This is a genomic window from Burkholderia sp. Bp9140, from assembly GCF_003853425.1.
Classification (GTDB): Bacteria; Pseudomonadota; Gammaproteobacteria; order Burkholderiales; family Burkholderiaceae; genus Burkholderia.
Window position 1 is genome coordinate 49,059 of record NZ_QTPQ01000030.1, and the last position, 13,674, is coordinate 62,732.

The following is a 13,674-nucleotide window of genomic DNA, read 5'->3' on the forward strand; positions in this document are numbered from 1 at the left end:
ATGGCTGTTCCGCTTCTCGATCCCGATGCACCCGATTTCACGCGGCGCTACGTGAACCTCGCCGACCCGCGTCTCGGTGCGCAGGCGCTCGAGGCCAGCGACGACTTCTTCGCGCCGAAGGACCGGATGCTGAACCCCGAGCCGGCCGTGTTCATCCCCGGCAAGTACGATGACCACGGCAAATGGATGGACGGCTGGGAGACGCGCCGCAAGCGCACGACGGGCTACGACTGGTGCATCGTCAAGCTCGCGCGGCCGGGCGTGATCAAGGGTTTCGACATCGACACGAGCCACTTCACCGGCAACTTCCCGCCGGCCGCGTCGATCGAGGCCGCGTTCGTGGCCGACGGCGCGCCGACGCATGCGACCGAGTGGGTCGAGATCGTGCCGTCGACTACACTGCAGGGCAACAGCCATCACTACGTCGCGGCGAGCGACGCCCGCGCGTTCACGCACCTGCGGGTGAACATCTATCCGGACGGCGGCATCGCGCGCCTGCGCGTGTACGGCCAGCCGCAGCTCGACTGGGCCGGCGCGAGCGCGACCGAGCAGTTCGACCTCGCGGCGATGGAGAGCGGCGGCTACGTGGTGGCCGCGAACAACCAGCACTTCGGCGTCGCGTCGAACCTGCTGCTGCCGGGCCGTGGCGTGAACATGGGCGACGGCTGGGAAACCCGCCGCCGCCGCGAACCGGGCAACGACTGGGCGATCATCGCGCTCGCGCAGCCGGGCGTGATCCGCAAGATCGAAGTCGACACCGCGTTCTTCAAGGGCAACTATCCGGACCGCTGCTCGATCCAGGCCGCGTACGTGTCGGGCGGCACCGACAGCTCGCTGATCACGCAGTCGATGTTCTGGCCGGTGCTGCTCGGCGAACAGAAGCTGCAGATGGACAAGCAGCACGACTTCGAACACGAAATCGCATCGCTGGGCCCGGTGACCCACGTGCGCCTGAACATCATTCCGGACGGCGGCGTATCGCGCCTGCGTCTGTGGGGGACGCTCGACAAATGAAGACGCTTGCCATCGAACCGCTGACCCGGGAAGCGTTCGCACCGTTCGGCGACGTGATCGAAACGGAAGGCGCGAAGCAGATTCCGATCAACCTCGGCACGACGATCCGCTTTCACGATCTCGCCAAAGTCGACGTGACGGACGAAGACGGCCGCACGCTCGTCAACCTGTTTCGCGGCCAGCCGCGCACGCTGCCGTTCGAGGTCAAGATGCTCGAGCGCCATCCGCTCGGCAGCCAGGCATTCGTGCCGCTGAACGACCAGCCGTATCTCGTCGTCGTCGCGCCGGCGGGCGATCTCGATCCGTCGAAGATCCGCGCGTTCGTGACGAGCGGGTGGCAGGGCGTCAACTATGCGAAGGGCGTGTGGCATCACCCGCTGATCGCGCTGGGCGGCGTCAGCGACTTCATCGTCGTCGATCGCGGCGGTGACGGCCTGAACCTGAACGAGCAGGACCTGCAGGAATCGCTGTGGCTCAGCGAGGACGCGCTGGATGCGCTGACGGCCTGAGCGTTCGGCTCGCGCAGTCATGACGGCGTTCGACGAAACCCGCGCACGGTGCGCGGGTTTTTTTATGCACCGCCGTGCCGGATGCGCGCACGACGCGTGCGCGCGCCGGACTTGCCGTGCATGTCGCCGCCGCTGCGGCGCCTGTCGGCGAGCGGCGCATGCTGCGCTGTCAGTTCGGCGATCCAGTCGATGAACACGCGCAGCTTCGCGCTGATGTGCCGGTTCGGCGGGTAAGCCACATACATCGGCATCGGATCGAGCCGCCAGTGCTCGAATAGCGGCACCAGCGCGCCATGCGCACGGTGCCGCTCGGCCATGTAGTCGGGCAGCCACAGGATGCCGAGACCGGCGAGGCCGGCCTCGAGGTACGCGTTGCCGTCGTCGACCGCCAGCACGTAGCGCCCGCGCACGTTGATCCGCTCGCCGTCGAGTTCCATCGCATACGGCAGCGCCTTGCCGGTGCGCGCCCACAGAAAGCCCACGATCCGGTGATGCGTGTCCTCGAGCTCCGCCGGGTGCGATGGCGTGCCCGCGCGCGCCAGATAGTCGGGCGATGCGTAGACGCCGAGCCGCAGGTCGCCGACGCGGCGCGCGACCAGTGCCTGGTCCGCCGGCTCGCCGCCGCGCACGACGCAGTCGACGTTCTCGCCGATCACGTCCACCACGCGGTCGCTGACGCCCATGTCGAGCTGGATGTCCGGATAGCGCGCGTGGAACGCGGGCAGCGCGGGAATCAGGATCAGCCGCGCGAACGGGCTCGGCACGTCGACGCGCAGCCGCCCGCGCGGCGACGCCGACGCGCCCGACAGGCTCGTCTCGGCGTCGTCCATGTCGGCGAGCAGCCGCACCACGCGCTCGTAGTAGGCGGCGCCGTCGGCCGTGACGACGACCTTGCGCGTCGTGCGGTTGAACAGCTTCACGCGCAGCCGCGCTTCCAGCTGCTGTACCAGCTGCGTGACGGTGGTCCGGCTCATGTGCAGCGTCCCGGCCGCCTTCGTGAAGCTGCCGGCCTCCACCACGCGGGCGAACGCCTGCATCGCGTCGAATCGATCCATCGGGTCTGCGCTCCGCGTCGCTCGGAAATTGTTTGGGTTTCGCAAACAGTGCTGGACACGGTTGCCTGTTTATCGATCAGGCAGCGGTCCTTAAAGTGCCTCCATCGTTGAGACCGGGGCGGTTTGCCCCATCGATGAATGGAGGATTGGCATGACGAAGCGTAGCGCAGTTTTCCCACCCGGGCGCCGGGCGCTGTACGAGCGTAACCGGTATTCACCGGCCGTGAAGTCGAACGGTTTCCTGTTCGTGTCCGGCCAGGTCGGCAGCCGCGACGACGGATCGCCGGAGCCGGAACTCGGCGCTCAGGTGCGGCGCGCGTTCGAGAACCTGAACGCGGTGCTGCGCGCGGCCGGCTGCACGTTTGACGATGTCGTCGACGTGACGGTATTCCTCGTCGATCCCGAAGCGACCTTCGAGCGGATCTGGCAGATCGTTCCCGAGTATTGGGGCGACGCACCGCATCCGACGCTGACCGCCGTCGGCGTGACCTGGCTGTACGGCTTCCAGTTCGAGATCAAGGTGATCGCCCGGCTGCCGGAGACGGTCGACGGGTGAGCCGGGCTCGACCGCGCGATTGCTTGCCGTGTCGGCGGCGCGCCGCGGCGCGACCGGCGGCTCCCGTTCGTCCGCGCGATGCAGCAGCGCGGCAAGCGACGTTGAATCGGACGGCGTCGGCGTGTCGAACCGGCGCACGGCGATCTCCGGCGTCCGCGTGTTCATCACGACGGCGCCGGCCATCACGCGTGCTATCGTGCCCGCATTGCCACCCGACGACGTCCATGCCGGGCGATTCCCGCCGATGAGCCAACCTGAAAACGACCTCGCGACCCTGTTGCGCACGATGCAGCCCGAGCTGCATCCGGGCGCGTATGCGTTCGTGTCGCTGCCGAACGGCACCGACGTATCGTTATCCGAAACGATCGCCACCTTCCAGGAAGCCGAAGGGCTGACGGTGATCGTCAGCGAGGAAACGGCCGCCCGCCGCGGCTGGCCCGTGCTGTTCCGCGCCGCGTGGATCACGCTGACCGTGCATTCCGACCTGCAGGCGGTCGGTCTGACGGCCGCGTTCGCGCAGGCGCTCGGCGCGGCCGGCATCAGCTGCAACGTGATGGCGGCCGCGTGCCACGACCACATCTTCGTCGCATTCGGCGACGGTGCGCGCGCGCTCGACGCGCTGATCGCGCTGCAGCGCGACGCGTCGCGCGGCTGACGCACGCTTCCGCCGCACGCAAAAAAACGGGCCCGTTTCCGGGCCCGCGAACGGAGAGGGGGCCGACGCGCCGGCACGCGGCAGCTTACTTCGTCGCGCCACCCTCGAACCACGCGGCGAGCTTCACGCGCTCGTCGTCGGTCATGTGCGTGACGTTGCCGATCGGCATCGCCTTCAGGCGCACGGCCTGTTCGTAGATACGCTGTGCGTTCTTCGACACTTCGTCCGGCGTGTCGAACATCACGCCGGCGGGCGCGCTGCCCATCAGCGTCGGCTTGGCCGAGTGGCACTCGACGCAGCGCTGCTGCAGGATCGGCATGATGTCGTTGATCACGATCTTCGGCGCGTTCGCCGCCTGCGCTTCCGGCGCGACCGGCTTCGGCATCGTCCATACCAGGGCGCCCGACAGCAGGGCGACGCCGCCGATCGGCAGGTACCACAGCTGCTTGCCGCGGTGGCGCATCACGAAGAACTGACGGATCAGCGCACCGGCCAGCATGATCAGCACGAGCACGACCCAGTTGAACTTGTTCGTGTACGTCATCGCATAGTGGTTCGACAGCATCGCGAACACGACGGGCAGCGTGAAGTACGTGTTGTGCACCGAGCGCTGCTTGCCGCGCTTGCCGTAGATCGGGTTCGGCTCTTCGCCCTTGAGCATCTTGTCGACCATCTTGCGCTGGCCGGGGATGATCACGAAGAACACGTTCGCCGACATGATCGTCGCGAGCATCGCGCCGACGATCAGGTATGCGGCACGACCGGCGAAGATGTGGCAGGCGAGGTAGGCGGCGGCGACGACGTAGAGGCCGACGCAGATGCCGAGCACGCGATCGTTGGTGCCGAGGAGGCGGCACAGCGAATCGTAGACGATCCAGCCGGCCGCGAGGAAGCCGAGCGCGGATGCGACGGCGACCACCGGGCCCATGTCGAGCACGCTCTTGTCGATCAGGTACGTGTTCGGTGCGAGCAGGTACAGCACGAAGAACAGCGAGAAGCCCGACAGCCAGGTCGTGTACGACGGCCACTTCGACCAGTGCAGGTCATCCGGCATTTCCGGCGGGGCGACCGTGTACTTCTGCATGTTGTAGAAACCGCCGCCGTGGACGTGCCACAGTTCGCCGAACACGCCGCGCTTGCGCTGGTTCGCGTCGGCAGGCGGTTTCAGGCTGTTGTCGAGCGCGACGAAATAGAAGGACTCGCCGATCCACGCAATGGCGACGATGACGTGCAGCCATCGCAGCGCGAGGTTCAGCCAGTCGGTGATGAAGCCTTCCATGAAACTCCTCCAGACTCAGATCGTTGTCTTGATGCGGGCAGCCGATACGGTGTCAGCTGCCGCGATAGGTGCTGTACGACCACGGCGACACGAGCAGCGGCACGTGGTAGTGCGATGCAGTGTCGGCGATGCCGAAGCGCAGCACGACGCGGTCGACGAAGCGGGGTTCGGGCACCTTCACGCCGAGCGACGCGAAGTAGTCGCCGGCATGGAACACGAGTTCGTATTCGCCGGCGGCGAGCGCGGCACCTTCGAGCAGCGGTTCGTCGCAGCGGCCGTCGCTATTGGTCAGCACGGTCTTGATCGCGCGGCGCGAATCGCCGTCCAGCGCGTAGAGGTCCACCTTGATGGACGCGCCGGGACGGCCGTGCGCCGTATCGAGTACGTGGGTAGTGAGCTTTCCCATTCGCAATTGTCCTTGTGTGAATGCGAGGTTCGGCGGCGACTCGATCCATTGACTGTGCGGCGGATCGAGGCTCCACGTCACGTGGCTACATACCCGTCGGCGAGATTGAAGCGAGCGCCGTGCAGGCATTGTAAAAAGGTTCCCCGCGCAAATACGGGCGCGATATCGAAGATAATGCGCCGCGCATGAGCCGCTGTCGACGGCGTGCCGGGAGCGGTCCGCCGCCCCGGATTCCCGCGCCCGGCGGGCCGCGGGCGGCGTACCATATCGAATCCGTGAAGCACGGTATTGCGGATCGCGCATTGTGCGCCGCGCGCGCTTGGGCGATGCTGCCGCCGTGCGCGTCGGCCTTCGAGCCCGCGCGTACCCCGAAGACGGCATTCACGCCGGGTAACCGGGCCAGCGCGTTCGAACGGACGCAGGCACCGGGGCGTGCCGCGCATCAGCGTTCGAACGGCCTTGTGAGCGTCTCCGGGAGCGGTTCCCGGGGGCAGAACGACGCGGAGAACGCATGAACCTCGAGCAGCACGCCGGCGCACGCGCGCCGCACCCATCCTCATCCCGCCCGAAAACCCTGCTGGTCAAGCACGCCGACGTGCTCGTGACCATGGACGACACGCGCCGCGAACTGCGCGACGCGGGGCTTTACGTCGAAGACAACCGGATCGTCGCCGTGGGACCGAGCGCCGAGCTGCCCGATACGGCCGACGAAGTGCTCGACCTGCGCGGCCACCTCGTGATCCCCGGGCTCGTGAACACGCACCATCACATGTACCAGAGCCTCACGCGCGCGGTGCCGGCCGCACAGAACGCCGAGCTGTTCGGCTGGCTCACGAACCTGTACCGGATCTGGGCGTACCTGACGCCGGAGATGATCGAGGTGTCGACGCTCACCGCGATGGCCGAGCTGCTGCACTCGGGGTGTACGACGTCGAGCGACCATCTGTACATCTACCCGAACGGCAGCCGGCTCGACGACAGCATCGGCGCCGCGCAGCGGATCGGCATGCGCTTTCACGCGAGCCGCGGCGCGATGAGCGTCGGCCAGCGCGACGGCGGGCTGCCGCCGGATTCGGTCGTCGAGCGCGAGCCCGACATCCTGCGCGACGCGCAGCGCCTGATCGAGACCTATCACGACGAAGGCCGCTACGCGATGCTGCGGGTGGTCGTTGCGCCGTGCTCGCCGTTCTCGGTAAGCCGCGGCCTGATGCGCGACGCGGCCGTGCTGGCGCGCGAGCATGGCGTGTCGCTGCACACGCACCTGGCCGAGAACGTCAACGACATCGCGTACAGCCGCGAGAAGTTCGGGATGACGCCCGCCGAATACGCGGAAGATCTCGGCTGGGTCGGTCACGACGTGTGGCACGCGCACTGCGTGCAGCTCGACGACGCGGGCATCGGCCTGTTCGCGCGCACCGGCACCGGCGTCGCGCACTGTCCGTGCTCGAACATGCGGCTCGCATCGGGCATCGCACCGGTGAAGAAGATGCGTCTCGCGGGTGTGCCGGTCGGCCTCGGCGTCGACGGTTCCGCGTCGAACGACGGCGCGCAGATGGTCGCGGAAGTAAGGCAGGCGCTGCTGCTGCAGCGGGTCGGCTTCGGGCCCGATGCAATGACCGCGCGCGAAGCGCTCGAGATCGCGACGCTCGGCGGCGCGAAGGTGCTGAACCGCGACGATATCGGCGCGCTGAAGCCCGGCATGGCCGCGGACTTCGCCGCGTTCGACCTGCGCCAGCCGCTGTTCGCGGGCGCGCTGCACGATCCGGTCGCGGCGCTCGTGTTCTGTGCGCCGTCGCAGACGGCGTACACGGTGGTGAACGGGAAGGTGGTGGTGCGGGAAGGGCGGCTCGCGACGCTCGACCTGCCGCCCGTCATCGAGCGCCATAACGCGCTTGCGCAGGCCCTCGTGGAGGCGTCGCGCTGACGCACGGGCCTGGCGGGTCGCGCCGCGCGCCGCGGATCGGGCGCGCGGCGGTGGCCGCACCCGCCATACACCACCCGCCATACGCCGCGCCAGGCCGCACCGCAACGGCATGGCCGGCGCGCGCGTCGTGCGCGATTACGGCTCGATCAGCGTGCGGGTCGCTTCGGCGACGAGGCCGCGCAGCCAGCGCACTTCGTCGGAGTAGTGGCAGCGCTCGTGCCACAGCTGGTAGTACTGCATCGGCGGGAAGTCGAGCGGTGCCGGCACGACCGACAGCGGCAGGAACTTCGCGTAATGATCGGCGAACAGGCGCGTCGTCGTGAAGATCAGGTCGGACTTCACCAGCACGTACGGTGCGAGGTTGAAGTATGGCAGCGTGACGACCACGTGGCGCTTGAGCCGCTCGCGCGCGAGGTGCACGTCGATCGCGCCGCGCTGGCCGACCGAGTACGGCGTCGGCGCGAGATGCGGCGCGTTCAGGTACTGATCGAGCGTGAGCCCGCCGCGCTTCGCGAACGGATGCGTGTTGCTCATCAGGCAGACGATTTCGTCGACGAACAGGTTCGACAGGTGCAGCTGCTCGGGCGGCTCGGGCCAGTTGCCGACGACGATGTCGAGCTTGCCGTCTTCCAGCGCGAGCTCGTAGTCGAACGCGGGGCCGAGCGAGTGGAATTCGAGCGTCGCATTCGGTGCGGCCTGACGGAAGCGTTCGACGACGGTCGGCACGAACAGCACGTTCAGGTAGTCGGGGCAGCCGATCCGGTAGCAGCGGATCGACGTGGCCGGGTCGAAATTGTGCTGCTGGAACTTGATGCGCTCGATTTCGCGCAGCGCGTTCTGCACCGGCTCGAGCAGGCGCAGCCCGTATTCGGTCGGGACCATGCCGGACTTGCCGCGCACGAGCAGCGGGTCGCCGGTGATGTCGCGCAGGCGCCGCAGCGCGGCGCTGATCGCCGGTTGCGACTGGTTCAGTTTGACGGCCGCGCGCGTGACGCTGCGCTCCATCAACAAGGTGTGCAAGACGCGCAAGAGGTACGTGTCGATCGCCTCGCGTTGCTGACTCATGATATCTCCGTTTATATGTCCAGGCTGATCGAGGGGCGGGTGGGGTATATGGTTTTTAATATGAACCAAAGTCAGCGTCAAGAGATGGATACCCGCAGACGTCCGCCGGCCGGGCCTCGACAAGGGTCCGAACGGAGCGGAATGCAGGTGTGCGCGGCGCCGCGCGGACGCGCATTGCACGCGTCCGGTGGCCGGGGCGCCGCGCGTGGCGCGCGCGGCGCGTCAGTCGTCGATGCGCATGCCGACTTTCAGCGTGACCTGCCAGTGGATGACCTGGTCGCCTTCGATGTGGCCGCGCGTTTCGGTCACCTGGAACCAGTGCAGGTTATGCAGCGTCTTGCCGGCTTTCGAGATCGCGTTGCGGATGGCGTCGTCGCACGATTGCTGCGACGAGCCGGTCAGTTCGATCAGCTTGTAGACGTGGTCGCTCATGATGCGCTCCCTGGGATGTCGGTGTGTGCGGCCGGGCAAGCGGCGGGCCCGAAGCGGCGCCGCGCGTGTCCGGCTTCTTGAGTGATAGGTATGATGGGCGGCAAGTGCAACCCCAACTGGAGACGAGGAACATCGTGGAAGTCGGATTTTGCGGACCGGGATTGATGGGCGCGCCGATGATTCGGCATTTGCTGGCGGCGGGCCATCGGGTCAGCGTATGGAACCGGACGCGCGGCAAGGCCGAGGCGCTTGAAAAAGACGGCGCGCAGGTGGTCGACACGCCGCGTGAGCTGGCCGAGCGCGTCGACACGGTGTTCGTGTGCGTGCTCGACGGCCGCGCGGTCGGCGACGTCGCGTTCGGCGAGCACGGGCTCCTTGCCGGCGATGCGCATGCGCGCCGCTTGAAGCGCATCGTCGATCATTCGAGCATTGCGCCTGCCGCGACGCGCGACTACGCGGCGCGCGCGGCCGCGCTCGGCGTGGGCTGGATCGACGCGCCGGTGTCGGGCGGCGTGCCTGGCGCGCAGGCCGGCACGCTCGCGGTGATGGCGGGCGGCGGCGCGGCCGACCTCGACACGGTGCGGCCGCTGATCGACACCTACGCGTCGCGCATCACGCACATGGGCGCCGCAGGCGCGGGCCAGACCGCGAAGCTGTGCAACCAGGCGATCGTCACCGCGACGGTGACCGCGATCGCGGAAGCCGTCGGCCTGGCACAGGCGAGCGGCATCGACGCCGCGCGTCTGGCCGACGCGCTGGCGGGCGGGTGGGCCGATTCGGTGCTGCTGCAGACCTTCGTGCCGCGCATGACGTCAGGCGGCCATCCGCCGATCGGTGCGCTGAGCACGTTCCAGAAGGACGTCGATGCGATCGCCGACGCAGCGCGCGACACGGGCGCCGTGATGCCCGTATCGGCCACGGTGCAGCAGGTGCTGCGGCTGGGCGCCGCGCAGGGGCTCGCCGGTGCCGATTTCGCCGCGTTCATCGACATCGTCCGGCCCGGCAACGGGCGCGGGGCGGCACGGTGATCGCGCAGCGGCGGTGAAGCGGGAAGCCTGAATGGCCGATGGGCCGCCCGGAGGCGGCCCATCGTGTCGGTGTCGGTTCAGCCGAGTGAGCGCGGTGTCGTGTCGCCGGCGTTCTGGCGCCCGAGCCCGCCGCGCAGGCTCGCCTTCGTGCCTGCACCAAATTCGGGCAGGATGCGCGCGCGGGCACGACTCGCGAACACGAGGAAGCCGAAGCCGTTCGCCTCGTACCAGTATCCGCCGTTCTCGAGGCCGTCGAGCGGTTGTTCGAGCGCGTTGGCGATCGATTCGATGCAGCGCTTGCGCAGTTCGGCGATGGCCGGATAGGGCGGCTGTGCGCCGCGCACGCTGCACAGGAGCACGTCGAGGCCGGGCAGCACATGCGCGTAGAGGACAGGTTCGTCCTGCGCACGGGCGCGGGCAATCTTGGTGTCGAGCTGCGCGAACGGTTTCGAATGGCGCAATACCGCGAGGAAGGACTCCTGGCCATCCTGTTGCGCACGTCGACGTTTTTTCGGGAAGGACATAAACACTCGCCTCAAAAACAATTGCAAGAAATGCGGCACTTTCATGCGACCCACTCCCGGCTATGTACGCCGCATGTCGATCCTTTATAGCACACGAAAATGCTGCACTCGTGCGGTACGACGATCAATGTCTCCCGTCGACCCGCTTGCCACGATGATCGACACAGCCAGCGTCTTGGCGCCCGTACTGTCGTTTAGTCTCCATCATAGACCTGCTTTTCCCGCGCGTGCATTCGCGCGTCACAAAAAAGTGAGATAGGCATCGCGCGATGCGTGCACGATGCGTGCCCATGAAAAAAAGCCCGCACTTGGCGGGCCCGGCAGACGCGGCGTGGCGCGGTGCTCAGCGCTGCTTGAGCGAATCGCGGATCTCGCGCAGCAGCACGGTGTCTTCCGGCGTCGCGGCCGGCGCGGCCTCTTCCGGCTTGCGCAGCTTGTTGATGAATTTCACCATCAGGAAAATGATGAACGCGAGGATCACGAAGTTGATCGCCACGGTGATGAACGAGCCGTAGCCGAATGCGGCGACGCCTGCAGCCTGCAGGTCCTTGAACGAATCGGGATTACCCTTGAACGACGGGGGGATGGTGCCGAGCAGAACGAACTTGTTCGAGAAATCCAGACCACCGGTCAGCACGCCGATGACCGGCATGATGAGGTCTTTCACGACCGAGTCGACGATCTTCGAGAATGCGCCACCGATGATCACGCCGACGGCGAGATCCATCACGTTGCCTTTGACGGCGAACTCCTTGAATTCCTTGATTATGCTCATGAGCGGCTTTCTCCTGATTGGGGCGAGGGGAGGCGTGCCGCGACGCGCGGGGCTGCGAAACGTCGGAGGGGGTCGGAGGCACGCCGATGGCCGCATGATAGCGAACGTACCCCATTGCCGGTAGCCCATCTTGAAATGATTGACAAATCCGGCTGCCGGCGCGAGTGGAAATGAAAGCGGGCGCGGCGTGAAGGGCGGGCGTCGCGCGAAGTGTCGACGCCCGCGTGCGAATGCTCAGGTGTTGTCGTCGGTCCAGCCGTCGTCGTTGCTGCCGAGATCGACACCGCCGCCGTTGCCGTCGCTCCAGTTCGAATTGTCGCCACGACCGAAGTCGAAGCCCGGATCGTTGTTCTCCTGCCGCCGGCGCTGGTCGTCGACGATCACGTCGCGTTCGACCACGCGCTCGCGGCCGCCGGACATCGCTTCGCCGAGCAGCACGCCGGTCAGCAGCCCGCCCATTCCGCCGCCGAAACCGCCGCCTTGCTGGACCACGACGGGCGGCTGCTGTTGCGGATACGGTTGCGGCGGGTACGGCTGCTGCGGGTACGGTTGCTGCTGATACGGCTGGCCTTGCATGCCGGTCACGCGATCGGCTTCCTGCGCATACGCGGAGCCGCTGCCGTTCGCCGGCGCAGCGGGTCGCGCGCCCGGGTCGGGACGGCCTTCGACGCGCGCCTTCACGCTCGCATGCCGCTGTTCGAGTTCATCGATGCGATAGGGCGGCACCGGATTCTTGCCGTTCGACAGCGCTTCGACGAGCGCGCGCGCGTCGGTCTCGATGCCTTCGAGCTCGCCGGTGAGCGCGGTGGCGCCGGGCGCCGTCGACAGCTTCGCGTCGAGTTTCAGCGGACGGATGTCGTTCAGCACGTCGGTCGCGCGCTTCAACTGCGTGCGGCGTTCGTCGTCGGCGCGGCTGTCGTCGGCCGAGCGAGCGCGCCGCAGCGTCCAGCGCAGCACCAGTGCAATGATCGCGACGATCAGCCCGATGCCGATCCACATGCCGGTCGACGGACCGTGTTTCGCGACCGGCGCGACCGGCGCGGCCGGTGCGAGCGACGACTGCAACGAACCGCTCTGCGTGACCGACGGTGCGTTGCCGCTGACGCGCGCGGCGTCCGCGCGAATGCGCGATTCGGTCTGCGCGAAGCGCGACGCGTCGGTGAAGCGCAGTTGCGGATCGAGCGACTTCGCCTGTTGCAGTTGCGCGAGCGCGTCGGACGCGCGGCCTTCGCGGTCCAGCACCTGTGCGTACAGGTAGTGCGCATGCGCGTTGTTCGGATGGGCAGCGATGACTTGCGACAGCTGCGTGTCGGCGCGCTGCCAGTCGCGTTGTGCGATCGACTGCTCGACTTGCTGCAGCGACGGGACCGCAAATGCCGCGGACGACAGCAGCATCAGCGAGAAGCCGAGTGCGGCGAGAGATTTCTTCATGGTCGAACCGGGCGCGAGCGCCCGTCTCCTGACGATCGGTGCGCGCCGCGGGCCCGGCGGGCCGCGGCGCGGTTGCCGTTACTGCGCGGGCGTGTCGAGCTGCTTCTTCAGCGCGGCGAGGCGGTCCTCGACCGACGGGCCCTTGTTCAGCGCGGCGAGCTTGTCGTCGAGCGCCTTGCCGCTCGACGTGTCGGCCGAATTCAGGCGTGCGTCCGAGCGTGCGTTCTGCAGCGCGACCTTGTCCTCGAGCTTCTGGAAATCCTCGGACAGGTTCTTGCCGCCGATGCCGCCCAGCGCGCTTGCCGCGACGTCCTTCGCCTGCGCAATTTCCTGCTTCGCCTGCAGGATGTTCGAGCGTGCGTTCAGGTCGTTGCGGCGCTGGCGCATGTCGGCGATCTGCCCCTTCAGCTTGTCGACCGACGGTTCGAGCGTCGTCAGCTCGGCCGCGAGCGCGTCGCGCTCGGCTTCCGCGTTCGACTGTGCGGCGAGCGCCTCGCGTGCGAGCGCTTCGTCGCCGGTCTGCAGCGCGCGCTTCGCGCCGTCCTCGTACTTCTTCACCTTGTCGTCGGCCGCATCGCGCTTGCTGCGCTGGGTCGCGACTTGTGCCTCGATCTCGATCAGCGAATTCTCGGCACGGCCGATGCTGTCGTCGAGCTCCCGCACGATCTGCCGTGCGTCGCGCGACGGATCCTGTACCGAGTCGGCCGCATCGTTCAGCAGGCCCTTGATCGTGCGCGAAACAGAGTCGAAAAGCGACATGAAATCCTCCGTGGTTGAAAGGCGCCGCGTGAGCGCGGCAGTGCCCGTCGCGAATCGGTTCCGACCCGCGTGAGCCGGCGGATATTACACCGCCGGCCCCTTAAATACGGCTTAAGTGCCGGAGTTCAAGCGTCACGCGCGTCCAGCATTCGAACCTTTCGTGTTTGAAAGCCATGCGGCGGCACGCACCGGGCTGCGAGTCCATGATAGGCGGAGCATGCCGCCAATACGTTCCGCAATTCACGCTTGTGCGGGAATTTTT

At 67.4% G+C, this 13,674-nt stretch carries 15 protein-coding genes; 6 read left to right on the forward strand and 9 right to left on the reverse strand.

What is annotated here, in order from left to right; all coding sequences use genetic code 11:
* Window positions 1-1,014 carry an allantoicase gene (gene alc, locus DIE21_RS24090; RefSeq protein WP_124500066.1) on the forward strand — a complete coding sequence of 338 codons (1,014 nt, stop codon included), beginning with the start codon at window positions 1-3 and terminating at the stop codon, window positions 1,012-1,014.
* A complete protein-coding gene (locus DIE21_RS24095) occupies window positions 1,011-1,523 on the forward strand; it encodes an ureidoglycolate lyase (RefSeq protein ID WP_124500067.1) in 513 nt (170 codons plus the stop codon). The genes alc and DIE21_RS24095 overlap by 4 nt, the downstream gene beginning before the upstream one ends.
* A gap of 62 nt (window positions 1,524-1,585) precedes the next feature.
* Here DIE21_RS24095 and DIE21_RS24100 read toward each other — a convergent pair whose 3' ends face one another.
* Window positions 1,586-2,578 (reverse strand): LysR family transcriptional regulator, encoded by a 993-nt coding sequence (locus tag DIE21_RS24100; protein WP_124500068.1) that lies wholly within the window; start codon window positions 2,576-2,578, stop codon window positions 1,586-1,588.
* Between the two features lie 151 nt (window positions 2,579-2,729).
* Here DIE21_RS24100 and DIE21_RS24105 point away from each other — a divergent pair, with 151 nt between their 5' ends.
* Both DIE21_RS24105 and DIE21_RS24115 read left to right on the forward strand, forming a co-directional pair.
* The gene (locus tag DIE21_RS24105; RefSeq protein WP_124500069.1) at window positions 2,730-3,134 is read left to right on the forward strand and encodes a RidA family protein; all 405 of its coding nucleotides are present in this window, start codon (window positions 2,730-2,732) and stop codon (window positions 3,132-3,134) included.
* 244 nt (window positions 3,135-3,378) lie between these two features.
* The gene (locus DIE21_RS24115; RefSeq protein ID WP_124500070.1) at window positions 3,379-3,789 is read left to right on the forward strand and encodes an ACT domain-containing protein; all 411 of its coding nucleotides are present in this window, start codon (window positions 3,379-3,381) and stop codon (window positions 3,787-3,789) included.
* Window positions 3,790-3,874: 85 nt separating this feature from the next.
* On the opposite strand, the gene DIE21_RS24120 is transcribed toward DIE21_RS24115, so the two are convergent.
* Window positions 3,875-5,068, reverse strand: a complete 1,194-nt coding sequence (locus DIE21_RS24120; RefSeq protein ID WP_124500071.1) for a urate hydroxylase PuuD — start codon at window positions 5,066-5,068, stop codon at window positions 3,875-3,877.
* A gap of 52 nt (window positions 5,069-5,120) precedes the next feature.
* Complete coding sequence (uraH, locus tag DIE21_RS24125) at window positions 5,121-5,474, reverse strand: hydroxyisourate hydrolase (protein WP_124500072.1); 354 nt, start codon at window positions 5,472-5,474, stop codon at window positions 5,121-5,123.
* Between the two features lie 511 nt (window positions 5,475-5,985).
* Between uraH and DIE21_RS24135 the strand changes: the two genes are divergently transcribed.
* Window positions 5,986-7,398 carry an 8-oxoguanine deaminase gene (locus tag DIE21_RS24135; RefSeq protein ID WP_124500074.1) on the forward strand — a complete coding sequence of 471 codons (1,413 nt, stop codon included), beginning with the start codon at window positions 5,986-5,988 and terminating at the stop codon, window positions 7,396-7,398.
* 135 nt (window positions 7,399-7,533) lie between these two features.
* On the opposite strand, the gene DIE21_RS24140 is transcribed toward DIE21_RS24135, so the two are convergent.
* Window positions 7,534-8,463, reverse strand: coding sequence for a LysR substrate-binding domain-containing protein (locus DIE21_RS24140; protein ID WP_006402708.1), 930 nt, complete (start codon window positions 8,461-8,463; stop codon window positions 7,534-7,536).
* A gap of 222 nt (window positions 8,464-8,685) precedes the next feature.
* On the reverse strand, window positions 8,686-8,895 hold the full coding sequence (locus tag DIE21_RS24145; RefSeq protein WP_059503232.1) for a dodecin: 210 nt from the start codon (window positions 8,893-8,895) through the stop codon (window positions 8,686-8,688).
* Window positions 8,896-9,029: 134 nt separating this feature from the next.
* Here DIE21_RS24145 and DIE21_RS24150 point away from each other — a divergent pair, with 134 nt between their 5' ends.
* Window positions 9,030-9,923, forward strand: a complete 894-nt coding sequence (locus DIE21_RS24150; RefSeq protein WP_124500075.1) for an NAD(P)-dependent oxidoreductase — start codon at window positions 9,030-9,032, stop codon at window positions 9,921-9,923.
* A gap of 77 nt (window positions 9,924-10,000) precedes the next feature.
* Here DIE21_RS24150 and DIE21_RS24155 read toward each other — a convergent pair whose 3' ends face one another.
* From DIE21_RS24155 to DIE21_RS24170, 4 genes are all read right to left on the reverse strand, one after another.
* Complete coding sequence (locus DIE21_RS24155) at window positions 10,001-10,447, reverse strand: hypothetical protein (RefSeq protein ID WP_027784713.1); 447 nt, start codon at window positions 10,445-10,447, stop codon at window positions 10,001-10,003.
* A 343-nt stretch (window positions 10,448-10,790) separates the two neighbouring features.
* Complete coding sequence (mscL, locus tag DIE21_RS24160; protein WP_034207569.1) at window positions 10,791-11,222, reverse strand: large conductance mechanosensitive channel protein MscL; 432 nt, start codon at window positions 11,220-11,222, stop codon at window positions 10,791-10,793.
* 234 nt (window positions 11,223-11,456) lie between these two features.
* The gene (locus DIE21_RS24165) at window positions 11,457-12,653 is read right to left on the reverse strand and encodes a tetratricopeptide repeat protein (RefSeq protein ID WP_124500076.1); all 1,197 of its coding nucleotides are present in this window, start codon (window positions 12,651-12,653) and stop codon (window positions 11,457-11,459) included.
* A 78-nt stretch (window positions 12,654-12,731) separates the two neighbouring features.
* The gene (locus DIE21_RS24170; RefSeq protein WP_124500077.1) at window positions 12,732-13,412 is read right to left on the reverse strand and encodes a PspA/IM30 family protein; all 681 of its coding nucleotides are present in this window, start codon (window positions 13,410-13,412) and stop codon (window positions 12,732-12,734) included.
* Window positions 13,413-13,674 lie beyond the last annotated feature (262 nt).